Raw genomic sequence first — 25859 nt, 5'->3', positions numbered from 1 at the left:
GGGTTAATTCGTTAATGCTGATATTTTGATGACCAGAGCAGCAAGAACCCTTGTGCGCCAAGTCGATAACCAGCCAGATCAAAATGGTGCGGAATTTTAATCCGATCGTCCTTCCTTTGTAAAGCACTTTGTCGCTTACATTCTGGGCAAGGTTTGTTTGTCGCGCCAAGGCGAGGTAACATGACGCCATATTTGATTTTAGATGGCAGCGTGCTGAGAAAACTATGCGCATTATTGGTATTGAAACCTCTTGTGACGAAACGGGTATCGCGATTTACGATGACGAAAAAGGACTGCTGTCTCATAAGCTTTACAGTCAGGTAAAACTGCATGCCGATTATGGTGGTGTGGTGCCTGAACTGGCTTCGCGTGATCATGTAAAAAAAACCATCCCACTCATCAAAGCGGCGATGGCAGAGGCAAATGTGACGCCGCAAGATTTAGACGGTGTGGCTTTTACTGCAGGCCCCGGTTTGGTGGGGGCGCTCTTGGTTGGCGCTACGATTGGGCGCAGTTTAGCGTACGCTTGGAATGTGCCAGCGGTGCCGGTTCATCACATGGAAGGTCATCTTCTCGCTCCGATGCTGGAAGAGAACCCGCCGCCGTTTCCGTTTGTCGCTTTGCTGGTATCGGGTGGTCACACCATGTTGGTGGAAGTGAAAAACATTGGAGAATACCGCATTTTAGGTGAGTCTATCGATGATGCGGCTGGTGAAGCCTTTGATAAAACGGCCAAATTGATGGGATTGGATTATCCAGGCGGCCCGTTATTGGCCAAACTGGCGGAAAAAGGGACTCCGGGACGCTTTAAATTTCCCCGTCCTATGACGGACAGACCGGGGCTCGATATGAGTTTTTCTGGTTTAAAAACCTTTACTGCCAATACCATTGCTGCAAATGGCGACGATGAACAGACCCGTGCGGATATTGCTTACGCCTTCCAAGAAGCCGTGTGCGACACTTTAGTCATTAAGTGTAAACGCGCATTGGAAGAGACGGGACTTAAGCGTGTGGTGATTGCGGGTGGTGTGAGTGCCAACAAGCAGTTGCGTGCTGATTTGGAAAAACTAGCGAAAAAAATCGGTGGCGAAGTGTATTACCCACGTACTGAATTTTGTACCGATAACGGAGCGATGATCGCTTATGCTGGCATGCAACGTTTGAAAAATGGTGATGTGTGTGAACTTGGCTTGCAAGCTCGCCCGCGTTGGCCGATTGATCAGTTAACGCCTATAAAAAAATAAGTACAACGCAATAGTATTGAAACGGTCGCGCTAGTGGCCGTTTTTTCTAAACAAAAGAATGAATTAGATAATGCTGAATTTCTGCTCAGAGTTCTCTGCTTTGCATCTCATGTTACAGTCAGCGTCTACTTTATTGATGGATAAATAACTAAAATGAATTCGATGCTGATTGATGGCCAAAAAATGGCTTATCTTGATGTCGGGGAAGGCGAAGTGTTGCTCTTTGGGCACAGCTATTTGTGGGATCACCAAATGTGGGCTCCGCAAGTGGCGGCGTTAAGTCAACGCTATCGTTGTATTGTTCCAGATTTTTGGGCGCATGGCGCTTCAGAGGCTGCCCCCGCTGCGATGAGCAATCTCAAAGATTACGCTCAACATATGTTGGCGCTGATGGATCATCTGCAGATTGAGCATTTCTCTGTGATTGGCTTGTCGGTGGGGGGAATGTGGGGCGCAGAGCTAGCCTTACTCGCGCCAAAGCGAGTTCAATCTCTGGTTATGATGGATACTTTCGTGGGTCTTGAACCGGAAGTGACCCACAAAAAATACTTCGCCATGTTAGATACCATTGCTCAGCTGCAAGCGGTGCCCGCTCCGATTGTGGAGGCGGTTGTTCCTATGTTTTTTGCATCTAACACGTTGAAAAACGAGTTGCCTGTTGTGGCGCAATTTCGCTCGGCTCTGCAAGGTTTGAGCGGCGAGCGTGCTGTTGAAGTGGCGCGTTTAGGGCGCATGATTTTCGGGCGTCGTGATTTGATGGATGAGATCGAACACTTAACTCTGCCTGTACTCATCATGGTCGGCAGTGAAGATACTCCTCGCCCAGCATTAGAGTCTTATCTGATGCAAGATACGATTCGAGGCAGTCAACTTGAAGTGATTGAAGGGGCGGGACATATCAGTAGTTTGGAGCAGGCAGAATCCGTGACACACCACCTGCAAACGTTCTTAGCAACCGTATATTGATTTTTCTGCCATTGATGAAATGGCGATCACTTATTGAGCCGCGCACGGTTACACTACGCGGCTCTCTTCATCATCGCTCGGCTTCTTATTATTCTTTTCACCGACCTTGGGCTCGGTACCCGCAAACAGGCGCTTCACGTTTTGATGATGGCGCAGCACAATCAAACAGCACAACATGGCAACTGGAAGCGTGTACTGTGGCTTAATCAGCCAAGTGTAGAGGGGCGCGAGCAACACAGTGACTAAGGCTGCAAGCGACGAGTAGCGAAACAGTACGACAACGACAAGCCATGTGGCCATCACCATAGCGGTTAAATCGAGCCCAATCGGTGCGATTGCACCTAACGCGGTTGCCACGCCTTTTCCACCTTTGAAATGGAAAAAAATCGGGTACATGTGACCAAGGCAGGCGGCGATTGCCACCAATCCCAACATAAAAGGTTCAATATTGAGGAAGTAGCCGCCCCAAACTGGGATGGTGCCTTTGAGCATGTCACACAATAAAACGGCCACTGCGGCTTTTTTGCCGCCGATGCGCAGTACATTGGTGGCTCCGGGGTTTTGTGAGCCCACGTCACGCGGATCGGGGAGACGCAGAACACGACAAATCAACACCGCACTGGAAATTGACCCCAGTAGATAGGCAAAAATGATCATGCTGAGCGCCAATGGAGTCATAACAGCCTCAAACTGCGTGTTTCGAAAAGTTATCTCGAATAAGTATTTGTATTCCCTGTTGAATAAGAAAAAATCTTTTAGGATTTAGCATCTTGAACAGGTTTGGGTATATCATATCGCGATTGAGCGGATAGTACGATTTTTTCATCGGTTTGGGTATCCGACCTGTGAACAGGAAGCGATTGAGCATGGATAAAGTGTTTATTGAACAGTTGGAAGTGATCACTACGATTGGGGTCTACGACTGGGAACAGCAGATTAAGCAGAAATTGGTGCTCGATCTGGAAATGGCGCACGACAACCGTGCAGCGGGAAAAAGTGATGATGTAGCGGATGCTCTGGACTATGCCCAAGTCAGCCAAGCTGTGCTGGAGCATATCGAACAAGGGCGTTTTTTTACTGGTAGAGCGTGTGGCTGAAGAAGTGGCTGAACTGATCATGACTCGCTTTGCTGTGCCTTGGATCCGCATCCGTTTGACCAAGCCGGGCGCAGTGCCGCAAGCCAAAGGAGTCGGCGTGATCATCGAGCGAGCGCGTGGATGATCACCGCTTATATTGGTATGGGCTCAAATCAGGATCGCCATCAGTCGATTGAAGCTGGCCTTCGTGCATTAGCCGAGCTGGCGAGCCAGTGGCGTCTGTCCACGATTTATGAGTGTCCATCCGTTGGGTTTGCCAGCCATCCTTTCTTCAATCTGATGGTTGAGATGGAGACAGAGCTCGCGCTGCCTGAATTGATGAAGCAGTTAAAAGCGATCGAGCTGCGTTGTGGCCGTTTGCCGAATGCACAAAAGTATCAGGATCGAACACTGGATCTTGATATTGTGCTGTATGGCGATTGCGTATCGGAGAATGATCCAGTGCTGCCTCGACCGGATATCTATCGCTATCCGTTTGTGATTCAACCTTTATATGAGCTCTGTCCGCAGCGAGTGATTGCTGGTGATGGTCGAACTGTTGAGCAGATTTGGCAACAAGCGCAGGATTTAGCATCACTCACCCCAGTACCGATCTGGTTTTCTATTAACGAGAAGAAACAATCATGAGTTATTTTGAGTCGTTCATTCTGGCTTTAATTCAAGGCTTTACCGAGTTTTTACCGATTTCTAGCTCCGCACACCTGATCTTGCCTTCGGCTATTTTAGGTTGGGAAGATCAAGGCTTGGCCTTTGATGTGGCGGTACACGTGGGAACGCTCGCCGCAGTCGTGCTCTATTTTCGAAAAGAAGTGGTTTCGTTATTAAGTGCTTTTTTTGCTTCGATTTTTAAAGGTGATCGCAGCAAAGAAGCCAAATTAGCGTGGTTGATCGTGCTGGCTACGATTCCGGCTTGTCTGTTCGGTTTTGTGATGAAAGATATTGTTGAGCTCTATTTGCGCAGCGCTTGGGTCATCGCGACAACGACCATAGTGTTTGGCCTTTTACTCTGGTATGTCGATAAACATGCAGAGCTCAAAGCCGACGAATATCAAGCGGATTGGAAAAAAGCGCTGTTTATTGGTTTGGCGCAGGCCGTGGCTATTATTCCTGGCACTTCACGCTCTGGCGCAACCATCACCGCTGCGCTCTATCTTGGCTTTACCCGTGAAGCGGCGGCGCGTTTTTCATTCTTAATGTCGATTCCAATTATCGTATTGGCGGGCAGTTATCTCGGATTGAAACTGGTGACCAGTGGTGAACCCGTACACAGCGGTTTCTTACTGACAGGCATCATCACTTCATTTATCAGTGCTTACATCTGTATTCACTTCTTCCTGAAGCTCATCTCTCGTATGGGCATGACCCCGTTTGTGATTTATCGCTTAGTGCTTGGTGTAGGCTTATTTGCGTTTTTATTAACTCAATAATCACCTGCCAGCGAGCGCCTTTTCTAGGCTTTATGGTATAAATAGGCAGCATTCGAGCAAGTGACCAACGCCACGATTTTGTGGCGTTGGTTTTGAAAGAAAGATGGATTGGTTATGCGAGTATTTGCTTTGACCCTAAGCCTGCTATTGGTCTGGCTGCTTTATACCCTGATGTGGGGCAAAAACGGTGTGATGGATTTTCGCGCTGTACAAGCGGAAATTGAGGTGCAGCAGCAGGTGAATGCCAACCTTCACCTACGCAACCAAGAGATGTTTGCCGAAATTGATGACCTGCGCCAAGGGCTAGATGCGATTGAAGAGCGTGCCCGTAACGAATTGGGTATGGTCAAAGATGGAGAAACCTTCTATCGCATCATCGGTGAGGAGTCGCGCTAATGAACAATATGACAGCGATTGTCCCCGCCGCGGGTGTGGGTAGCCGTATGCAAGCGGATCGCCCTAAGCAGTATTTAACCTTGCTCGGTAAAACGGTGCTCGAACACACCATTGAACATCTTTTAGAACATCCTAACATCGAACACGTGGTGGTGGCGGTGAGTGCTGATGACCCCTATTTTGCGAATTTGTCTCTGGCGCATCATCCGCGTGTGATTCGTGTCGATGGCGGCAAAGAGCGGGCGGATTCGGTATTGTCGGCACTGGAGTATGTCTGCCAGCATCGCCTCAGTGAATGGGTATTGGTGCATGATGCGGCGCGTCCGTGTGTGACTCACGCCGATATCACTCAGCTCATCACCACGGCTTTAGCTCATCCGATTGGTGCGATTTTGGCCTCGCCCGTGCGGGACACCATGAAACGTGGCGATCACTTACAGCAGATTGAGCATACCGTTGATCGCACTGCGCTCTGGCATGCGCTGACACCGCAAATGTTTCGTGCCCAATCACTGCGAGAGAGGTTATTCGTCGCTTTACAGCAGCAAGTCACGATTACCGATGAAGCCTCAGCCTTTGAATGGCGTGGTGAAAAGCCTGCTTTAGTGGCAGGACGTGCCGATAATCTCAAAATTACTCAACCTGAAGATCTCGCGTTGGCCGAGTTCTATTTAAGTCGTAATAAGGAAAAATCATGATCAGAATTGGCCACGGCTTTGATGTACACCGTTTTGGCGGCGAAGGTCCCATCATTATTGGTGGAGTGAAGATCCCTTATGAGCAAGGATTGATCGCCCATTCTGACGGTGATGTGGCACTGCACGCATTAAGTGATGCCTTGCTCGGCGCGATTGCTGCCGGAGACATTGGCCGCCACTTCCCGGACACCGATGATAAATGGAAAGGGGCAGACAGCCGCGAGCTCCTCAAAGACGTGTATCGCCGTGTCAAAGCGCAAGGTTATGTGCTTGGTAATGCGGACGTCACTATCATTGCCCAAGCGCCGAAAATGGCCCCTTATATTCAGGCGATGTGCGCGGCGATTGCCGAAGATCTGGAAACCGATCTGGGCAATATTAACGTCAAAGCCACCACGACAGAAAAACTCGGCTTTACCGGACGTAAAGAAGGTATTGCCTGCGAAGCGGTTGTACTTTTGCACAAAGCTTAACTCAGCTTATAAAAAATTTTGGAATTAAGATGACTGATATTCTCTCTCCTCTGGCTTATTTGTGCGGTAAACCGACTGCAAAAGCCAAACTCAAAGCCCTACCAGAGCACTTTCAAGTCAACGAAGTGTTGGGGTACTCCTTAACTGGCAGTGGTGAACACTTAATGGTACGTATTCGTAAGACAGGGGAGAATACCAGCTTTGTAGCCAATGAATTAGCCAAGGCTTGTGGCGTGCCTTCACGCGCGGTGAGTTGGGCTGGGTTGAAAGATAGACACGCCGTTACCGAGCAGTGGCTGAGCGTGCATCTGCCGAATGGCGAAACGCCGGACTTCTCTGCGTTTCTGGCACAATACCCTAGCATTGAAATTCTAGAGGTGACTCGCCACGACAAAAAGTTGCGTCCGGGCGATTTGCAAGGCAATGAATTTGTCGTCACTTTATCGAAAGTCAGCGATGTTCCAGCCGTATTAAGCCGTTTAGAAACGGTCGCTGAACTGGGCGTACCCAATTACTTTGGTAGCCAGCGTTTTGGACGTCATGGCAATAACCTCAGTGAAGCGCGCCGTTGGGGGCGTGATAATGTCCGTTCGCGCAATCAGAATCAGCGCAGCTTATATCTGTCTGCAGCTCGTTCGTGGATTTTCAACCAGATTGTCTCAAAGCGAATTGAACAGGGCTGTTTTGCTCGCTTTATCGAAGGTGACATTGCTTTAGCAGAACAGCAAATGTTCAACGTGGCAGGTGATCTATCCGCTTGGGATCAGCGTTTGCAAGCTGGAGAAGTTGCGATTTCAGCGGCTTTGGCGGGTGATAATGCCTTGCCGACTTCGGGTCAAGCCTTGCAACTGGAACAAGCTGAATTGGATGCAGAGCCCGATTTAATGGCGCTGATCCGGGGTAATCGTATGCGCCATGATCGCCGTGCGATCGCCTTAAAAGCGCAAAACTTAAGCTGGCAAGTGCAAGAGGATCAAATCACTCTGCGTTTCTCATTGGATGCGGGTAGCTTTGTGACTTCCTTAGTGCGTGAATTGATCGAAGAGATCCCAGTGGTGCGTCATTACGATCAAGGCCATGAACAAGAGAGCCGCGATTCAGAGAGCGAAGATTAAGATGAAGATTCTACTCAGTAACGATGATGGCGTTTACGCACAAGGCATTCATGCTTTGGCGGATGCATTGCGTGATTTAGCGGAGATTGTGATTGTCGCGCCGGATCGTAACCGCAGTGGTGCCTCGAATTCACTGACCTTAGAGCATCCATTACGAGTGTCGCAAATTGCCGAGAATACCTATTCCGTGCAAGGCACCCCGACTGATTGCGTGCACTTTGCGCTTAATGAACTGATGAAAGACGCGCTACCGGATCTGGTACTGAGCGGAATCAATCACGGAGCTAACTTGGGTGATGATGTGCTCTATTCCGGTACGGTGGCGGCGGCAATGGAAGGGCATTTTCTTGGCGTGCAGTCGATCGCCTTTTCTCTGGCGGGAACCACGCATTTTGCTAGTGCTGCTCACTTTGTGCGTCAATTGGTCGAGCAACATCTGGCTAACCCGATTCCGACCAATCGCTTACTTAACGTAAATATTCCGGATCGACCCTTAGAACTCATTCAAGGTATTGAAGTCACACGCTTAGGTGCGCGGCATCACGCCGAAAGCATGATAAAGCAGAAAGATCCGCGTGGGCATGATATTTATTGGCTTGGTCCTCCGGGTAAAGAGCAAGATGCCGGTCCGGGAACGGATTTTCATGCGATTGAACGTGGCTGGGTATCACTCACGCCGCTACAAGTTGACCTAACGGCACATGAGTCACTGCGTAGCATGGATCATTGGTTAAAGGAAAAGGTGAATGGCTAACCCAAAAGCCGACAGACTGATTCAATTTTTAACTGAGCAGGGGATTACCTCACCACAAGTGTTGGCGGCAATCCATGCACTGCCACGCGAGTTTTTCGTCGCACCGGCCATGATGCATCAAGCTTATGACAATAATGCCCTGCCCATAGGTCAAGGCCAGACCATCTCGCAACCCTATATCGTGGCGAAGATGACAGAGCTACTGGCGTTAACCCCAGAAACCAAAGTGCTAGAAATTGGTACGGGCTCTGGTTATCAAACCGCAGTTCTCGCCAAACTGGTTAATCATGTGTTTACTGTTGAGCGGATCAAAACCCTGCAATGGGATGCGAAACGACGCTTGAAGCAGTTGGATATCTATAACGTGTCGACGAAACATGGCGATGGCTGGCAAGGTTGGCCCGCTCGTGGACCTTTTGATGCGATCCTTGTGACGGCAGCAGCGGCAAAGGTGCCGCAAAGTCTATTGGATCAGCTTGCTGAGGGCGGTCGTATGGTGATCCCTGTGGGCGAAGACGAGCAATATCTGTACAGAATTGTGCGCCAAGGTGGGCAGTTTATCTCTGAGCGGGTTGAAGCTGTGCGTTTTGTGCCACTGGTCGCGGGAGATCTTGCCTGATGACGCTTTACTCTTTCCGACTGGGCTTGTTATTGTTTTGCAGCTTATTATTCGGCTGTACTGCGCCTACGCCAGCACCAGTCTCTGGATTGGGTAAAAATTACAACAGTGTTGAGCGTGGTAGCTATCGCGGAAGTTACTATGAAGTTAAAAAAGGCGACACGCTCTATTTTATTGCCTACCTCACAGATAAAGATGTAAATGATCTGATCAGTTACAACGATCTCGCTCCACCTTACACTATTCATCCTGGGCAAAAAATTAAGCTCTGGTTGCCCAACTACACGCCTCCTGCTTACGGTGGAACCGGTGGTGCAACAACAGTGGCTGTGGCTTCAAGCGCTAGTGCGACTGCGGTAAAAACGGCGACGACGGCAACGATTGCTCAATCTGCGAGCAAAAGCTCTAATGCCAAAATTGCACAAAAAGGATCAGCAAATAGTCAAAATTTGACTAAAAAAGATCCAGTTAAGGCGGTTGAACAAACAAAAACAAAGGAGTATGTTGAACCTGTCGGTAAACAAAATGTTAATGTGAATGTAGCAAAAGCTAAACCTTCAGATGAGAAGATAGCGAAGTGGCTATGGCCGACCAAAGGGCGAGTCATAAAGAATTTTTCTGCGGGCGATCAAGGCAACAAAGGGATAGACATCGCAGGCCAACGTGGTCAGGCTGTCGTTGCCACTGCAGAGGGAACCGTAGTGTATTCGGGCAATGCATTACGTGGTTATGGCAACCTGATAATCATAAAACATAATGAGCACTATCTAAGTGCCTATGCCCACAACGATCAGCTGCTAGCAAAGGAAGGACAAACAGTGCAAGCAGGCCAGAAGATCGCCACCATGGGAAGTTCTGGTACTAACAGCGTACGCTTGCATTTTGAGATCCGTTATCAAGGGAAGTCAGTGAATCCTAAACGCTACTTACCTTAACTCATATTGCTAAGGTCATACTGCAAAGGTTGTAAATCGCAATGACTCGCAAAGTTGCCAGGGGGAGGCCGCTATGAGTGTCAGCAATACCGTAACCAAAGTAGAAGAGTTCGATTTTGAAGATGAAGCACTGGAAGTGCTAGAAACTGATGCCGAGCTCGCCAATGATGAAGAATTAGTTGCTGTTGAAGGGGCAAGTGAAGACGTTCGTGAAGAGTTTGATGCTTCTGCGAAAAGTCTTGATGCGACCCAGATGTATCTCAGCGAAATTGGTTTTTCACCGCTCCTTACCGCCGAAGAAGAAGTGCTTTATGCTCGTCGTGCCTTACGTGGCGATGAAGCCGCACGTAAACGCATGATTGAAAGTAACTTGCGTTTGGTGGTAAAAATTTCACGCCGTTACAGTAACCGAGGATTAGCACTGCTCGATCTGATTGAAGAAGGTAATCTTGGTCTGATCCGTGCGGTTGAGAAATTCGATCCAGAACGCGGTTTCCGCTTCTCTACCTACGCAACATGGTGGATCCGTCAAACCATTGAACGTGCGCTGATGAACCAAACACGCACCATTCGTCTACCGATTCATGTCGTCAAAGAGCTGAACATTTATTTGCGTACTGCTCGCGAATTATCACAGCGCCTTGACCACGAACCTACGCCAGAAGAAATAGCTCTTGAGTTAGACCGACCTGTCGATGATGTCACTAAGATGCTGCGTCTTAACGAACGGATCAGCTCAGTGGATACACCAATTGGTGGTGATGGGGATAAGGCGCTGCTGGATATTTTGCCAGACTCTCACAATGCCGATCCTGAGTTTTCGACTCAAGATGATGACATTCGTGAATCGCTGCTCAACTGGTTGGATGAACTCAATCCAAAGCAAAAAGAAGTGCTTGCTCGTCGCTTTGGGCTGCTGGGTTATGAGCCGTCTACTTTGGAAGAAGTGGGTCGTGAGATCAATCTCACTCGTGAGCGAGTACGCCAAATCCAAGTGGAAGGCTTACGTCGTCTGCGTGAGATTCTGGTGAAACAAGGTTTGAATATGGAAGCTCTGTTTAACGTTGAATACGATGTCAACTAACCCATTTTCCTTCTGTATTTAAATATAAAGGCACTCTTTAAGAGTGCCTTTGGTTTTTCTGGGCTGAGAAATAGAGAGTCAAAGCATCTTTTTCAAGCGATACAGCGCATCAAGTGCCTGACGTGGTGTTAGCTCATCGGGATCCAACGCTGTTAATGCTTGTTCAACCGCGCTCGGTTCAGGAATTAAGCTCAGTTGGTTGGCAATATCGACGCGGCTTGGCTTACGAGTCTCGGCAGGTTGCGAGCTTAATAGCTCAAGCTGTTGCAACTTGGCGCGCGCATTTTTAATCACGGGCTTCGGTACGCCAGCCAGTCCTGCTACGGCTAAACCATACGATTTACTCGCGGCACCCTCTTGCACTGCGTGCATAAAGGCGATGCCATCACCATGTTCAACCGCGTCTAAATGGACATTCGCCAGATGAGGTAACACATTCGGCAGTTCGGTTAACTCAAAATAGTGAGTGGCAAACAGGGTCATGGCACCAATCTCTTTGGCGAGCCACTCGGCACTCGCCCAAGCGAGCGAGAGTCCGTCATAAGTACTGGTCCCGCGGCCAATCTCATCCATCAACACCAAACTGTTACGGGTCGCATTGTGCAAAATATTGGCGGTTTCCGTCATCTCCACCATAAAGGTTGAGCGGCCAGACGCAAGATCATCGGACGCGCCGATACGGGTAAAAATACGATCCAGTGGGCCGATTGACGCACTTTCAGCAGGCACATAACTGCCGATATGCGCCATCAGTGCAATCAAGGCGGTTTGACGCATGTAAGTCGATTTACCGCCCATATTCGGGCCAGTAATGATCAGCATGCGTCGCTGTGGATTAAGTTCGATCGGGTTGGCGATAAACGGCTCATTCATTACTCGCTCTACCACAGGGTGGCGACCACCTTGGATGTGAATGCCCGCCTCTTGAACCAGCGTTGGGCGACAATATTCCAAGTTTTCTGCACGCTCTGCGAGGTTTTGCAGCACATCCAATTGAGCAACGGAAGCCGCCAGTTGTTGCAGCTGCTCAAGATGCGGCAACAGCAAATCGAACAACTCTTCCCATAGCTGTTTTTCTAACGCTAAAGCACGAGACTTAGAATTGAGCACTTTGTCTTCATGCTGTTTAAGTTCTTCGATGATGTAACGCTCAGCGTTTTTTAAGGTTTGACGGCGTATATAGTGGGGAGGCACTAAATGGCTCTGACCCCGACTCACTTGAATGTAGAAACCGTGCACATTGTTATAACCCACTTTTAGGGTATCAATGCCGTGACGATCGCGCTCTTCGGCTTCCAAGCGTTCCAGAAATTCGGTTGCGCCATTGGCTAAATCGCGCCATTCATCCAGTTCGGCACTGTAACCATCGGCAATGACACCGCCATCACGAATCACCACGGGTGGGTTTTCTTTGATCGCACGTTCGAGTAAATCGCACAATTCATCCATCGGCTCGGCATGGGTGCGTAACTCGGCAAGGTGAGGCTGCGTAAGATCGCTCATGACCGAGTGCAATTCTGGTAATTGCTGCATGGCGTGGCGCAGGCGAGCTAAATCGCGCGGCCGCGCCGAGCGCAGCGCTAGACGGGCGAGGATCCGTTCAATGTCGCCAATCTGCTTGAGTACGGGATGCAGTTCCCCATACAAAGCGGTTTCTTTGAGCTCAGTGATCGCATCTAAACGCTGATTGAGGGTGGCGTTATCGCGCATCGGTTGGTGGATCCAACGTTTGAGCATACGACTGCCCATCGGGGTCGCACAATGGTCGAGTACTTCTGCAAGCGTGTTATCTGTTCCACCCGCCAAGTTATGAGTGAGCTCAAGGTTGCGCCGCGTCGCGGCATCCAAAATCACCGATTGATCTTGGCGATCCCAAGTCAGTGAACGGATGTGTGGCAAAGCAGTACGCTGAGTATCTTTCACGTATTGGATCAAGCAGCCGGCAGCGCACAAGCCAAGTTTTGCTTGCTCAACCCCAAAGCCAACCAGATCGCGCGTGCCAAATTGCTGGTTGAGCTGCTGTTTCGCAGTATCGAGCTCAAATTCCCAAATCGGGCGACGGCGATTGCCTTGGCGATTGGCCATTAGATGCACTGGCGAAAAATCTTCAGGAAACAAGAGTTCACGAGGCGAAGTGCGTTGCAGTTCTGCCGCCATCTCTTCTTCGGTTTGCGGTTCACTGAGCTGAAAACGGCCGGAGGTGATATCCATGGTCGCGTAGCCAAAGCGGCCGTTATGGTGATAAATCGCCGCGATCAGGTTATCGACTCGCTCTGAGAGCAGGGCCTCATCGGTCACCGTTCCCGGTGTCACAATCCGCACCACTTTGCGCTCAACGGGGCCTTTGCTGGTGGCTGGATCGCCAATCTGTTCGCAGATCGCGACCGATTCCCCCATCTGGACGAGTTTCGCCAAATAACCTTCCACGGCATGGAAAGGCACACCCGCCATAGGAATGGGTTCACCCGCCGATGCGCCGCGTTTGGTTAAGGAAATATCTAGCAGTTCAGAGGCGCGTTTCGCATCGTCATAAAACAGTTCGTAAAAATCACCCATGCGATAGAACAGCAGAATGTCTGGGTTTTCCGCCTTGAGCCTTAAATACTGTTGCATCATCGGGGTGTGGTGCGAAAGAGACTCGCTTGGTGAGGCGTTCGATTTCATCATAATCTTATGTCGCTGCTTATCATCATCTGCGTAGGCCTTGCGGCATTTCATCACAAGGCGGCATGGGTCACTTAAAAACGGTTACAGAGAATAGCAAACCTGACTAGGGCGGGGCAATTGAGCTCTTGCTTTGCATGGTGATGACCTTAAGGCTCATCAGGCCATCGCCGCAAGAGGTTTGCCGAAAAGCGCGTAGGGAGCGTGATATGGATACCAAGTCAAACCGGTTTCGACACTCAGCCTAAGCCGAGTGTCGGAAAGCTCAGTTAAGAAAATAATCCTGAAGATAGATAACGGTCGCCACGATCGCACACAATCGCTACCACTACGGATCCCGGATTTTGCTGGGCAATCTGCAAAGCGGCAAACACGGCTCCGCCAGAGCTGACGCCGGCGCAAATTCCTTCTTCACGCGCAAGGGCGCGTGCGGTCTGTTCGGCGTCAGTTTGAGTTACATCCAGCACCTGATCGACTCTTGCAGCATCAAAAATGCCGGGCAGGTAGGCTTGTGGCCAACGGCGAATACCGGGAATCGCACTGCCTTCCGAGGGTTGTAAGCCGATGATCTGGATCTGCGGATTTTGCTGTTTCAGGTAGCGAGAGACGCCCATGATGGTGCCTGTGGTGCCCATGCTCGAAACAAAATGGGTGATTTTACCTTGGCTCTGCTGCCAGATTTCCGGCCCGGTTGAGCGATAATGCGCGTCAGGGTTATCCAAGTTATTGAATTGATCCAATACCTTACCTTTACCTTCTTGCTGCATCTGTAAGGCTAAATCGCGTGCGCCTTCCATCCCTTGTTCTTTGCTAACCAAAATCAGCTCAGCGCCATACGCGCGCATCGAATCCTTGCGCTCTTGAGTGGCGTTATCGGGCATGATCAGAATCATCTTGTAGCCTTTGATGGCGGCGGCCATAGCCAACGCTATGCCAGTATTACCACTGGTGGCTTCGATGATGGTATCGCCGGGCTGCAAACTGCCGCGCGCCTCGGCTTGCACAATCATATTAAGCGCTGGTCTATCTTTCACGGAACCCGCTGGATTATTGCCTTCGAGCTTCACCAATACTGTAGAGCGGCCTGCATTGAGGCGCTGTAAACGCACCAAGGGCGTTTGACCTACATAATCTTCAAGAGTGGGGAAATCAGACACAGAGCGATCCTTCTATTCTAATAGTGACAACCGATAAAGCTTCTGTTGATTGACGGCACAAGCGTAAGACGACTCTTTGCCAGCGGCGTTATTTTCATGTCAGCAGTATAAGAACGACTTTATCTTCGGCATACAATTTATTGCTAGAAATTATTCCAAAACGTTCTATTAATGTTCTTTTTTATAAACGATTTTCCTCATAATCTAGCAGCATAAAGGAAGCCATCTTGGCACTTGTGATTCTGGAGTAGAACAACATGAACCGAATTAAATCGACATTAACAGCGTTACTGCTAGCAGGCTCGTTCCAAGCCTCTGCGGCTGATCAAACCATTCTCAACTCATCTTATGATATTGCTCGTGAGCTGTTTGTGGCTTACAACCCCGTGTTTGCTGAGCATTGGCAACAAAAAACAGGGAAGACGGTCGAAATTAAACAGTCGCACGCTGGATCATCGGCTCAAGCGCGTTCTATTCTGCAAGGCCTAGCGGCAGATGTGGTGACGTTTAACCAAGTGACCGATGTGCAAATTCTGCACGACAAAGGCAAGCTGATCCCAGCAAACTGGCAAACCCTGCTACCAAACGCGAGCTCGCCTTATTACTCCACCACCGCATTTTTGGTGCGCAAAGGCAACCCCAAGAACATTCAAGATTGGAGTGATTTGGTACGTGATGATGTGAAAAGTGTGTTCCCGAACCCGAAAACCTCAGGTAATGCGCGTTACACCTACTTGGCAGCGCTAGGCTTTGCACAAAAACAATTTGGTCAGGATAACCAAGCGCAGCAAGATGAGTTTTTGAAGAAGTTTCTGGCAAACGTCGCGGTATTTGATACTGGCGGTCGTGGTGCAACCACATCATTCGTTGAGCGTGGGATTGGCGATGTGCTGATCACCTTTGAATCGGAAGTGAATAACATTCGTCAGCAATACGGTGCGGATGATTACCAAGTGGTGGTGCCGAAAACCTCGATTTTGGCTGAATTCCCAGTCGCGGTAGTGGAGAAAGTGGCAAAACGTAATGGGACTTATGATGTGGCGACCGAATACGTTTCATACCTGTACAGTGAACCAGCACAACGCCTGTTAGCTCAGTTCAACTACCGAGTGCACGATGCCAAGGTACAAGCTGAATTTGCTGAACGTTTCCCTACTGTTGAGTTACTGACCGTAGACGAGATTGCTGGTGGTTGGGAACAAGCGATGAAAACCCAGTTCGCCAATGGGGCAAAGTTGGATCAACTGCTGCGCCGCTAATCTTGTCTGACATTTCTCTAGGTTGCCCAATGGATGGGCAACCATAATTCCACCCTGATGTATCGAAAGAGGTTTTATGGGTCAAACGCTTGCACACTCTCGCCCGCACCAGCAACGGGTTTTACCCGGTTTTGCGTTGAGCCTCGGTGTCTCTTTGCTGTTTGTCAGCTTGATCCTGCTGCTACCTGCCACTGGACTTATTATGCAGACCAGCAACATGACCTTTAGCGAGTATTGGCAAGTGATTGCCGACCCTCGTGTGGTGGCAAGTTATAAAGTGACGGTTGGCTCGGCCTTGATTGCTTCACTGTTTAATGGCTTGTTTGGTTTGCTGCTTGCCTGGGTGTTGGTGCGTTACACTTTTCCCGGCAAACGTATTCTTGATGCGCTGGTCGATCTTCCTTTTGCGCTGCCCACCGCGGTCGCTGGGATTACCTTGGCAACGCTGTATTCGGCCAATGGCTGGATTGGTAGTGTACTTGCCGAGTTAGGCATCAAGGTCGCTTATACGCCACTTGGTATTATTGTGGCGATGGCTTTTACCAGTATTCCCTTTGTGGTGCGCACTGTTCAGCCAGTGTTAGAAGAAATTTCCCGCGAGGAAGAAGAAGCGGGCATGACGTTGGGCGCATCCGACGGCGCTGTGTTTTGGAAAGTGATTCTCCCTTCACTCAAACCCGCTTTATTGGTCGGAACGGCGTTGTCTTTTACGCGCAGTTTAGGGGAGTTCGGAGCGGTGATCTTTATTGCAGGCAATATGCCTTACATCAGCGAAATTACCTCGTTAATGATCTTCGTACGTCTGCAAGAGTTTGATTTCCCAGCGGCGAGTGCAATTGCCTCAGTTGTACTGCTGACCTCACTTTTGTTACTGCTGATGATTAACCTCTGGCAAGGCGCTTATCTGCGTCGCATTCACGGACGATAGGAATCAGTTTATGGCACATTCTCAACCTTTACGTGTCGGTGAAAAGCCGTGGGTGAAATGGAGTTTGATCGCATTGGCTCTGCTATTGGTGGCCGTGCTGCTGCTGATCCCACTGCTGAGCATTTTCCAACAAGCGTTCGCCAACGGCATTGGCGCTTATTTTAGTTACTTTAATGACCCCGATACGCGCCACGCGATTGGGTTAACGCTGGTGGTGGCGCTACTGACAGTGCCAATCAATCTGGTGTTTGGTGTGCTGCTCTCTTGGCTAGTGACCCGCTTTGAATTTGTTGGTCGCAAGTTTTTGATCACCTTGATTGATATTCCGTTCGCTGTTTCTCCGGTGGTGGCGGGGCTACTTTACCTGCTGCTCTATGGCACCAGTGGTTGGTTGGGCGAATGGTTGTATGAGCGCGATCTACAAATCATGTTTGCTTGGCCGGGCATTGTGCTAGTGACCGTGTTTGTGACCTGTCCGTTTGTGGCGCGTGAGCTAATTCCTCTTATGCAGCAGCAAGGACGTTCGGATGAAGAAGCAGCGGTGATTTTAGGCGCATCATGGTGGCAACTGTTTCGCCGAGTCACTCTGCCTAACATTAAGTGGGCGCTGATTTATGGTGTGATCCTCACCAATGCTCGCGCGGTGGGAGAGTTTGGCGCGGTAGCGGTGGTTTCAGGCAACATTCGTGGTGAAACCAATACCTTGCCTTTGCATGTACAGCTTCTGTACGAGGATTATCAATCGCAAGCGGCTTTTGCTAGCGCTTCGCTACTGGCGTTTATCGCCCTATTAACACTATTACTGAAAGCTTTGGTCGAGTGGCGTCAAGAGCGCCTTCAGGCGGTCGAGCATAATGAGCAGGGAACCTTATGAGCATTCGTCTAGATAATATCTCTAAACATTTTGGCCAGTTTCAGGCGCTTGCCCCGCTTTCTCTCAAGATTGAAGATGGTGAAATGATTGGTTTGTTAGGGCCATCTGGCTCCGGCAAAACCACGTTACTGCGCATTATTGCCGGTTTGGAAGGGGCGGATTCCGGCACGATTCATTTTCGAGATCGTGACGTCACCAACGTGCATGTGCGCGATCGCCGAGTCGGCTTTGTGTTCCAAAACTATGCGCTGTTTCGTCATATGACGGTGGCCGATAACGTAGCGTTTGGCTTGCAGGTGATGGAGCGTGCTCGGCGTCCAAATCCGGCGGAAATTCAAAAGCGTGTGAAGCAACTGCTTAAAATCGTACAGCTTGGCCATTTGGCGCATCGTTATCCAGAGCAGCTTTCTGGTGGTCAAAAACAGCGTATTGCACTGGCTCGCGCACTGGCAACCCAACCTGAAGTGCTACTGTTGGATGAGCCGTTTGGCGCTTTGGATGCCAAAGTGCGTAAAGAGCTGCGCCGTTGGCTGCGTAGTCTGCATGACGAGTTAGGTTTTACCAGCGTGTTTGTGACCCACGATCAGGATGAAGCCTTAGAGCTTTCCGATCGCGTAGTGGTGATGAGCAATGGCCGCATTGAGCAGATTGATTCACCCGTTGAGCTTTACGCTCAGCCCAATAGCCGCTTTGTGTTTGATTTCTTTGGGAACGTTAATCAGTTTGCGGGTGAGTGGCAAAATGGCCAGTGGGTCAATGGCTCTGCCTTTATTCAGCCACCAGAGAGTGACGCGACGCGTCAAAGTGGTTTGCTCTATGTGCGCAGCCATGAGTTGGCGTTGTCGGATAAAGAGAACAGCCAAGCCTCATTGCCGTTTGAAGTGGTCTCGATTAATCCTGTTGGGGCAGAAGTGCGCGTTGAGTTAGCGCCTGTCGGTTGGCAAAGCCAAGAGCTGTGGGAAGCCAAACTTTCACATCGCTCTTTAAGCGAAAAACGCTTGAGTCGCGGCGATCAAGTCTTCGCCACACCGCAAGTGGGCTATTTCTTTGCCAGTGAAGGGCAAAGTAGCCCAAGCGTCCTACGCTGGCCATTCTTGGCTCCGGATAGCTTGATGTTTGAAATCTGATGCTTGAAATACGAGGGTTGAAATTAGACCGAGAAAGAGTGCCCTTCGGCACTCTTTCTATTTGGGACGATTGCAATTAGCGCCTAATTCGGTAGTTTAGCTTGCAGTTTTACCGAGCAAAATGAAACACAAGCGACACAATGAAACAGAAGCGAGAGGCAAGCGTATGAAAACACTGCATTCCTTGAGTGAGCAGTTAGGGGGGCTACTGGCTAACCAGCAGCAGATCCTCGCTAGCGCAGAATCTTGCACCGGCGGTGGCGTGGCTTATTGGGTGACTGAAGTGGCTGGAAGTTCGGCATGGTTTGATCGCAGCTTCGTGACTTACAGTAATGAAGCTAAACAAGAAATGCTCGGTGTTCGGCAAACAACATTACAACAATTTGGTGCGGTTTCTGAACAGACCGTTGAAGAGATGGCGCTTGGCGCGCTCTTGCATTCAAGGGCTACGCTAGCAGCTTCGATTAGCGGCATTGCTGGCCCCGGTGGCGGTAGCGTAGAAAAGCCAGTTGGCACCGTTTGCTTCGGCTTTGCCAGTGTTCAAGGTTGGCTCAAAGTGGAAACCTGTCATTTTGCAGGTGATCGCGAACAAGTGCGTCAGCAAGCCATAGCGCATGTGTTGCAAAGCTTGATTGAACATCTCGCAGCAGATCAGGTTCAAAACGTTAACTGAGCCAAACTTTTTTCTATACAGGGGTGGACACTGTACAAATCAACAGTATAATGAGCCCCAACATGACAAATCAGCGTCGACCCGATTTCGACACAATTACCTATCACCTGAGAGTGACTATCCGGAGAGAGTAATGGACGAGAATAAACAGAAGGCACTTGCTGCCGCCCTCGGTCAAATTGAAAAGCAATTTGGTAAAGGCTCCATCATGCGCTTAGGCGACAACCGCGCGATGGATGTAGAAACCATTTCGACCGGTTCTCTGTCTCTGGATATCGCGTTGGGTGCTGGTGGCCTACCAATGGGACGTATCGTTGAGATCTTCGGCCCTGAATCTTCGGGTAAAACAACGCTGACTCTGGAACTGATTGCTGCCGCGCAACGTGAAGGCAAAACCTGTGCGTTTATCGATGCCGAGCACGCGCTGGATCCGGTTTATGCCAAGAAACTAGGCGTGAATATCGATGAGCTACTGGTTTCTCAGCCCGATACCGGCGAGCAAGCACTGGAAATTTGTGATGCGCTGGCTCGCTCAGGTGCGGTGGATGTGATTGTCGTCGATTCGGTCGCGGCTTTGACACCAAAAGCAGAAATTGAAGGCGAAATGGGCGACAGCCACATGGGTCTGCAAGCGCGTATGCTGTCGCAAGCGATGCGTAAACTGACGGGTAACCTCAAGCAATCCAACTGTATGTGTATCTTCATCAACCAAATCCGTATGAAGATTGGTGTGATGTTTGGTAACCCAGAAACCACCACTGGTGGTAACGCACTGAAATTCTACGCTTCTGTTCGTTTGGATATTCGCCGTACTGGCGCAATCAAAGATGGCGAAGAAGTGGTAGGCAATGAAACGCGCATCAAGGTTGTGAAGAACAAGATTGCGGCACCGTTTAAAGAAGCCAACACGCAAATTATGTATGGCCAAGGTTTCAACCGCGAAGGCGAGCTTATCGATCTTGGTGTTAAACACAAAATGGTTGAAAAATCAGGTGCTTGGTACAGCTATAACGGCGATAAAATCGGCCAAGGTAAAGCGAATGCCTGCAAGTATCTGAAAGAAAACCCAGAAATTGCGAAAACTCTAGATAAAAAACTGCGTGAAATGCTGTTAAACCCAGAAAACATGCAGTTGATCAGTGAAACATCTTCTGCGGCGGATGACGTCGAATTTGGCGCGGTGCCAGAAGAGTTTTAATCGGCAGACTGAATACAAAGAGGTTCAGCCTCTCAATCTCGATGTGAATGAAGCCCTGCAATGCAGGGCTTCTTTTTGGCTGCCAATTGAGTGAGTGACTCAAAACTCACCGTTAGCCTAATAGGGAGTTCCATGAGTTTCGACTTAGCCACTTGCCGACAAAGTGCCTTACAACTTCTGAGTCGTCGCGATCATAGCGAATATGAACTACACCAAAAATTAGCCCTCAAAGGCCATCCTACTGAAGTGATTGATGAGGTTGTGAAGTACGTTTTAGAGCTAGGGTATTTGAGCGATGCCCGTTACGCAGCGAGTCAGGCGCGGCAAATGGTTCACAAAGGTTACGGTGAGCAGCGTTTGCGCCAGCAACTCAAAGAAAAGCGGGTCGCGGAAGAGGTGATTGAGCAAGCCCTCGCCGAGCAAACGATAGATTGGTTTGAACTAGCGAAAGAGGTCGCACACAAGAAATTCAAAAGCGGCATCAGCCACGAGCGCTCGCAATACGCCAAACAAGTTCGGTACTTACAGTACCGTGGTTTCAACTTTGAGCAAATCCGTTATGCGCTTCAAGCCAGTGAGAGTGATGAGTAATCGCTTTCACCCTCTACATTCCTCTTATTAATCCCGCTCTGGATTTTATGCATCTTGGCTGAGCTGCCGCTAGCCACACATTCTGTTTGCTGAAGAGAAGAAACTAGGCGAACTGTTATCCTTGCTTTACAATAACGCAAAATTCTAACTTGAGTATTTCAGGAAGAGCTGCATGTTTATGAGCACGGATGAGGTGCGCCGCGCGTTCCTCTCATTCTTTGAAAGCAAAGGTCACCAAATTGTAGAAAGTTCTTCTCTGGTGCCTGCTAACGATCCGACCCTGTTGTTTACCAACGCAGGGATGAACCAATTTAAAGACTGTTTCTTGGGCTTGGAAAAGCGCGCCTACACTCGCGCCACGACCGCTCAACGTTGTGTCCGCGCAGGCGGTAAGCACAACGACCTAGAAAACGTCGGTTTCACCGCACGTCACCACACTTTCTTCGAAATGCTGGGTAACTTCAGTTTCGGTGACTATTTCAAAGAAGATGCTATCCAGTATGCATGGGAGTTTCTGACTGACGTTCTGCAACTGCCGAAAGAGCGCTTGTTAGTCACGGTTTATGAAACCGATGACGAAGCCTTTGATATTTGGAATAAGAAAGTGGGTATTCCTGCTGATCGCATTATTCGCATCGGCGATAAAAAAGGCGGCAAGAAGTTCGATTCGGATAACTTCTGGCAGATGGGTGACACCGGTCCTTGCGGTCCATGTACTGAAATCTTCTACGACCACGGTGACCACATTTGGGGTGGACCTCCAGGCTCGCCTGAAGAAGATGGCGATCGTTTCATCGAGATTTGGAACAACGTTTTCATGCAGTTCAACCGTCATGCGGATGGCACGATGGAGCCATTACCTAAGCCGTCTGTAGATACGGGCATGGGTATTGAGCGTATCTCTGCGATCATGCAAGGCGTGCACTCAAACTACGAAATCGATGTATTCCAGACTCTGATCAAAGCGGCAGCGGAAGCGATTGGTTACCAAGACTTGACCAATCAATCACTGCGTGTTGTGGCTGACCACATTCGTTCTTGCGCATTTTTGATCGTTGATGGCGTGATGCCGTCGAATGAAGGTCGCGGTTATGTACTGCGTCGTATCATTCGTCGTGCAGTTCGTCATGGCAACAAGCTTGGTGCGCAAGGTGCGTTCTTCCACAAGCTGGTAGGACCGCTAGCGGAAGTGATGGGTACAGCGGGTGCTGAGCTGAAAAAGCAGCAGGCTCTGGTTGAAAAAGTCCTTCGTATCGAAGAAGAGAATTTTGGTCGTACTCTTGATCGCGGCATGAGCATTTTGAATGACGCGCTGGATCAACTATCAGGCCAAGTGCTGGATGGTGAAACCGTCTTCAAACTCTACGACACCTACGGATTCCCTGCGGATTTAACCAATGACGTGGCGCGTGAGCGTGGCTTTAGCATTGATGAAGCGGGCTTTGAACAAGCGATGGAAGAGCAGCGTCAACGCGCTCGTGAAGCCGGCCAATTTGGTACGGATTATAATTCGCTGATCAAATCCGCCACCAATACCGAATTCTGCGGTTACACGGCGAGTCGTGGCCAAAGTGTGGTACGCGAAATGTTCGTGGAGGGCGCGGAAGTTTCTGCGCTGTCAGCTGGTGATAAAGCCATCATCGTACTAGACAACACGCCATTCTACGCAGAATCAGGTGGTCAATGCGGCGATACTGGCGTTTTGAAAACCGACGCAGGTATTTTCCATGTTGAAGATACCCAAAAATTAGGTAACGCGATTGCTCATCACGGTGTGCTCGCCCAAGGCGTATTGGCGACAGGCGATCAGGTGGATGCCATCGTCGATGAAAAGCGCCGTGCGGCAATTTCTCTGAACCACTCGGCGACTCACTTGTTGCATGCTGCACTACGTAAAGTGCTGGGTGAACACGTGGCGCAGAAAGGCTCTCTAGTGCGTGCGGAAACCCTGCGTTTTGACTTCTCTCATCTTGAAGCGATGACGCCCGCTGAGATCAAAGAAGTGGAGCGTTTGGTGAACCAAGAGATCCGCCACAATCACAACATCGAAACCAACATCATGAATATTGATGAAGCGAAAGCGAAAGGTGCGATGGCGTTGTTTGGTGAGAAATATGATGACCAAGTGCGCGTATTGTCGATGGGCGACTTCTCTACTGAGCTGTGTGGTGGTATCCACGCAAGCAACACAGGCGATATTGGCCTGTTCAAAATCATCTCTGAAGGTGGTATTGCTGCGGGTATTCGCCGTATTGAAGCGGTGACTGGTGAAGGCGCATTAGATTACCTCGACGTACAGCAAGCACAGCATGATGCCAAAGTGTCTGAAATGGCGGCAAAAGCCAAACTGCTGGAGAAAGAGATCCAACAGTTGAAAGATAAGCTGGCGGCGAAAGAGAGCGCGGGTCTTATCAACCAAGTTAAGCAGATCGCTGGCGTTAACGTACTGGTTGCGCAGCTCAACGGTGCAGACAACAAAGCGCTACGTGGCATGGTAGATGATCTCAAAAACCAATTAAGCAGCGGCATCATCATGCTGGGTAATGTGGCTGAAGGCAAAGTTGGCCTAATTGCGGGCGTAACCAACGATTTGACCAATAAAGTCAAAGCGGGTGAGCTGGTCAATATGGTCGCACTACAAGTCGGTGGTAAGGGTGGTGGCCGCCCAGATATGGCTCAAGCTGGAGGGACAGATGCTCACGCTCTGCCATCGGCCTTAGAGTCTGTCGACGCTTGGATTGCCGAGCGTCTATAACAGTGATAAATAGATTACGCTCAATCAATATTTGTTGATTGAGCGTAATTTTATCTGGTTAACCAAGTGGTTTAATTGGCGCAAATATATCCCCTTCCTACTTGAAGCTGAAGCGGTGTTGGCTACGTTCGTTCACCCCAATCACATAGTTTATCTATGCTCATGGGGATGAACTCACTTGCCGCCTACCTGCAACTCCAAGTAGTTTGGGTATAGGCTAAGCCAATTAGCCGCTTGGTTTTATTTTGGTAACGATCAAACCTTGTTCGACATGTAAGTTAAACAAGTTTGATCCCGATGAGACTTTGGTCTTGGGAAGGTGAATACTGGTGAAAAAGCCCCTTATCGTGCAAAAGTTCGGCGGAACTTCGGTGGGTTCAATAGAAAGAATGCAAACCGTAGCCGAACACATCATTAAGGCGAAGAATGATGGCAATCAAGTTGTCGTAGTAGTCTCTGCCATGGCAGGGGAAACCAATCGACTGGTGGGTTTAGCTCAAGAAGTAGATAGCGTACCAAACGCTAGAGAACTTGATGTTTTGCTCTCTGCTGGTGAGCAGGTGTCAATGGCCTTAGTGGCAATGACACTGCACAAAATGGGCTATGCCGCCCGCTCACTAACCGGAGCTCAAGCGAATATTGTGACGGACAATCAACACAATGACGCGACGATTAAACATATTGATACTCGAACGATTACCGAGCTGCTAGAACAAGATTTTATTGTGATAGTCGCGGGTTTTCAGGGCATTAATGAAAATGGGGATATCACTACGTTAGGCCGTGGTGGCTCAGACACCAGTGCTGTAGCATTGGCTGGGGCACTGAATGCCGACGAATGCCAAATATTCACTGATGTCGATGGGATATACACTTGTGATCCACGTATTGTACCAAGTGCTCGTAAGCTGGATGTGATTGATTTTCCTTCCATGGAAGAGATGGCGCGCAAAGGCGCAAAAGTGTTGCACCTACCGTGCGTGCAGTATGCTTGGAAGCATGCCGTGCCACTCAGAGTGCTCTCTACCTTTGAAGTGAACCAAGGCAGTTTAATTAAAGGCAGTGCCGCAACTCACGCAGTATGTGGTATTGCTATTCAGCGCGATATGGCGCTGATAAGTGTGGAGAGTGAATTTTTTCCAAGCATCATCAAGCAGTGCCAAATGCTCGGAATTGAAGTCTGCACAACCATTGATGAGCCTACCAATAGTGCATTTGTGATTAAACGCGATGCTTATGCCAAGCTACAATTAGTCGGTGCAGATAAAATTCGTGGTTCAGAGCCCGTGAGTATCATTACTAAGGTCGGTTTACAGGCGGGTACATTAGTTGCCCATGCGCGTCAGACCTTAGCGCAACATTATATCGATGTGCGTTATGTCTCGGCCTCGGAACAATCATCTATGCTAATGTTAGACCCTGCGAATGTGGATCGTGCGGCAAATATTTTGCACGAGACCTATGTGACGTCGGAAATCCCTCAAGAGTTTGGTCTAAAACACACCTTTTTAGGTTAAACGGGCACCATTGAGAGTTTACGATGTCATAACTTTTGATGGATAATAGTGTGGTTGCAAGAAAATACAGAGATTACTCAAGGAGCTAAGAATGCTTATTTTGACTCGCCGCGTTGGCGAAACCCTGATGATCGGTGACGAAGTGACCGTGACAGTATTAGGTGTAAAAGGTAACCAAGTCCGTATCGGTGTGAACGCACCGAAAGAAGTGTCTGTGCACCGTGAAGAAATCTACATGCGCATTCAAGCTGAAAAAGGTAATGGTGGCGTTGCGTCTGGCAACTACTAATTATCGAAGAAAGGTCGGC

The 25859-nt window shown here is 49.4% G+C and carries 25 protein-coding genes and 1 pseudogene; 23 read left to right on the top strand and 3 right to left on the bottom strand.

Annotated features, from left to right (window positions below):
* The first annotated feature begins 224 nt into the window (after positions 1-224).
* Both tsaD and CEQ48_RS16260 read left to right on the top strand, forming a co-directional pair.
* The gene (tsaD, locus tag CEQ48_RS16265; protein WP_001220125.1) at positions 225-1244 is read left to right on the top strand and encodes a tRNA (adenosine(37)-N6)-threonylcarbamoyltransferase complex transferase subunit TsaD; all 1020 of its coding nucleotides are present in this window, start codon (positions 225-227) and stop codon (positions 1242-1244) included.
* A 153-nt stretch (positions 1245-1397) separates the two neighbouring features.
* On the top strand, positions 1398-2210 hold the full coding sequence (locus CEQ48_RS16260; RefSeq protein ID WP_001885690.1) for an alpha/beta fold hydrolase: 813 nt from the start codon (positions 1398-1400) through the stop codon (positions 2208-2210).
* A 48-nt stretch (positions 2211-2258) separates the two neighbouring features.
* Here CEQ48_RS16260 and plsY read toward each other — a convergent pair whose 3' ends face one another.
* Positions 2259-2888, bottom strand: coding sequence for a glycerol-3-phosphate 1-O-acyltransferase PlsY (gene plsY, locus CEQ48_RS16255; RefSeq protein WP_085603393.1), 630 nt, complete (start codon positions 2886-2888; stop codon positions 2259-2261).
* A gap of 188 nt (positions 2889-3076) precedes the next feature.
* On the opposite strand from plsY, the pseudogene folB reads away from it, so the two are divergent.
* The 11 genes and pseudogenes from folB (at position 3077) to rpoS (ending at position 10808) form a co-directional block, all read left to right on the top strand.
* Positions 3077-3431, top strand: a pseudogene (folB, locus tag CEQ48_RS16245) (bifunctional dihydroneopterin aldolase/7,8-dihydroneopterin epimerase).
* A complete protein-coding gene (folK, locus tag CEQ48_RS16240) occupies positions 3428-3934 on the top strand; it encodes a 2-amino-4-hydroxy-6-hydroxymethyldihydropteridine diphosphokinase (RefSeq protein WP_089071947.1) in 507 nt (168 codons plus the stop codon). The pseudogene folB and the gene folK overlap by 4 nt, the downstream one beginning before the upstream one ends.
* Entirely contained in the window at positions 3931-4734 is an 804-nt protein-coding gene (locus CEQ48_RS16235) for an undecaprenyl-diphosphate phosphatase (RefSeq protein ID WP_000119813.1), read from the top strand. Before folK ends, CEQ48_RS16235 begins: the two co-directional genes overlap by 4 nt.
* 114 nt (positions 4735-4848) lie before the next feature.
* The gene (ftsB, locus tag CEQ48_RS16230; protein ID WP_176446029.1) at positions 4849-5130 is read left to right on the top strand and encodes a cell division protein FtsB; all 282 of its coding nucleotides are present in this window, start codon (positions 4849-4851) and stop codon (positions 5128-5130) included.
* Positions 5130-5828, top strand: coding sequence for a 2-C-methyl-D-erythritol 4-phosphate cytidylyltransferase (gene ispD, locus CEQ48_RS16225; protein ID WP_089071945.1), 699 nt, complete (start codon positions 5130-5132; stop codon positions 5826-5828). Before ftsB ends, ispD begins: the two co-directional genes overlap by 1 nt.
* A complete protein-coding gene (gene ispF / locus CEQ48_RS16220) occupies positions 5825-6301 on the top strand; it encodes a 2-C-methyl-D-erythritol 2,4-cyclodiphosphate synthase (RefSeq protein WP_000619207.1) in 477 nt (158 codons plus the stop codon). Before ispD ends, ispF begins: the two co-directional genes overlap by 4 nt.
* Positions 6302-6330: 29 nt before the next feature.
* Positions 6331-7416, top strand: coding sequence for a tRNA pseudouridine(13) synthase TruD (truD, locus tag CEQ48_RS16215; RefSeq protein WP_089071944.1), 1086 nt, complete (start codon positions 6331-6333; stop codon positions 7414-7416).
* 1 nt (position 7417) lies between these two features.
* On the top strand, positions 7418-8170 hold the full coding sequence (gene surE / locus CEQ48_RS16210) for a 5'/3'-nucleotidase SurE (RefSeq protein WP_000698379.1): 753 nt from the start codon (positions 7418-7420) through the stop codon (positions 8168-8170).
* A complete protein-coding gene (locus CEQ48_RS16205) occupies positions 8163-8789 on the top strand; it encodes a protein-L-isoaspartate(D-aspartate) O-methyltransferase (protein WP_089071943.1) in 627 nt (208 codons plus the stop codon). Before surE ends, CEQ48_RS16205 begins: the two co-directional genes overlap by 8 nt.
* The gene (gene nlpD, locus CEQ48_RS16200) at positions 8789-9724 is read left to right on the top strand and encodes a murein hydrolase activator NlpD (protein WP_089071942.1); all 936 of its coding nucleotides are present in this window, start codon (positions 8789-8791) and stop codon (positions 9722-9724) included. Before CEQ48_RS16205 ends, nlpD begins: the two co-directional genes overlap by 1 nt.
* Before the next feature lie 73 nt (positions 9725-9797).
* Positions 9798-10808 carry an RNA polymerase sigma factor RpoS gene (rpoS, locus tag CEQ48_RS16195; protein WP_089071941.1) on the top strand — a complete coding sequence of 337 codons (1011 nt, stop codon included), beginning with the start codon at positions 9798-9800 and terminating at the stop codon, positions 10806-10808.
* Positions 10809-10886: 78 nt separating this feature from the next.
* Here the strand turns inward: rpoS and mutS are convergent, their stop codons facing one another.
* Complete coding sequence (gene mutS / locus CEQ48_RS16190) at positions 10887-13475, bottom strand: DNA mismatch repair protein MutS (RefSeq protein ID WP_089072387.1); 2589 nt, start codon at positions 13473-13475, stop codon at positions 10887-10889.
* Positions 13476-13741: 266 nt separating this feature from the next.
* Entirely contained in the window at positions 13742-14629 is an 888-nt protein-coding gene (gene cysM / locus CEQ48_RS16185) for a cysteine synthase CysM (protein WP_001279365.1), read from the bottom strand.
* Positions 14630-14886: 257 nt separating this feature from the next.
* On the opposite strand from cysM, the gene cysP reads away from it, so the two are divergent.
* The 10 genes from cysP to csrA all read left to right on the top strand — a co-directional run bounded on the left by cysP (position 14887) and on the right by csrA (position 25840).
* A complete protein-coding gene (gene cysP, locus CEQ48_RS16180) occupies positions 14887-15888 on the top strand; it encodes a thiosulfate ABC transporter substrate-binding protein CysP (RefSeq protein ID WP_089071940.1) in 1002 nt (333 codons plus the stop codon).
* Between the two features lie 76 nt (positions 15889-15964).
* The gene (cysT, locus tag CEQ48_RS16175) at positions 15965-16816 is read left to right on the top strand and encodes a sulfate/thiosulfate ABC transporter permease CysT (RefSeq protein WP_089071939.1); all 852 of its coding nucleotides are present in this window, start codon (positions 15965-15967) and stop codon (positions 16814-16816) included.
* 10 nt (positions 16817-16826) lie between these two features.
* The gene (cysW, locus tag CEQ48_RS16170; protein WP_000951359.1) at positions 16827-17690 is read left to right on the top strand and encodes a sulfate ABC transporter permease subunit CysW; all 864 of its coding nucleotides are present in this window, start codon (positions 16827-16829) and stop codon (positions 17688-17690) included.
* Entirely contained in the window at positions 17687-18817 is a 1131-nt protein-coding gene (locus tag CEQ48_RS16165) for a sulfate/molybdate ABC transporter ATP-binding protein (RefSeq protein WP_089071938.1), read from the top strand. Before cysW ends, CEQ48_RS16165 begins: the two co-directional genes overlap by 4 nt.
* Before the next feature lie 166 nt (positions 18818-18983).
* Entirely contained in the window at positions 18984-19490 is a 507-nt protein-coding gene (gene pncC / locus CEQ48_RS16160) for a nicotinamide-nucleotide amidase (protein WP_000853817.1), read from the top strand.
* A gap of 133 nt (positions 19491-19623) precedes the next feature.
* Positions 19624-20688, top strand: a complete 1065-nt coding sequence (recA, locus tag CEQ48_RS16155) for a recombinase RecA (RefSeq protein WP_089071937.1) — start codon at positions 19624-19626, stop codon at positions 20686-20688.
* Positions 20689-20820: 132 nt separating this feature from the next.
* Positions 20821-21279, top strand: coding sequence for a recombination regulator RecX (gene recX, locus CEQ48_RS16150; protein WP_089071936.1), 459 nt, complete (start codon positions 20821-20823; stop codon positions 21277-21279).
* Between the two features lie 172 nt (positions 21280-21451).
* Positions 21452-24034, top strand: a complete 2583-nt coding sequence (alaS, locus tag CEQ48_RS16145) for an alanine--tRNA ligase (RefSeq protein WP_089071935.1) — start codon at positions 21452-21454, stop codon at positions 24032-24034.
* 329 nt (positions 24035-24363) lie between these two features.
* Positions 24364-25551, top strand: a complete 1188-nt coding sequence (locus CEQ48_RS16135; RefSeq protein ID WP_089071934.1) for an aspartate kinase — start codon at positions 24364-24366, stop codon at positions 25549-25551.
* A 91-nt stretch (positions 25552-25642) separates the two neighbouring features.
* Positions 25643-25840: a carbon storage regulator CsrA gene (gene csrA / locus CEQ48_RS16130; RefSeq protein ID WP_000906485.1), complete on the top strand. Its 198-nt coding sequence runs from the start codon at positions 25643-25645 to the stop codon at positions 25838-25840.
* Positions 25841-25859 lie beyond the last annotated feature (19 nt).

The organism is Vibrio tarriae, from assembly GCF_002216685.1.
Lineage (GTDB): Bacteria > Pseudomonadota > Gammaproteobacteria > Enterobacterales > Vibrionaceae > Vibrio > Vibrio tarriae.
The sequence above is the reverse complement of the archived record's forward strand: the minus strand, read 5'-3'. Positions and strand labels throughout refer to the sequence as shown.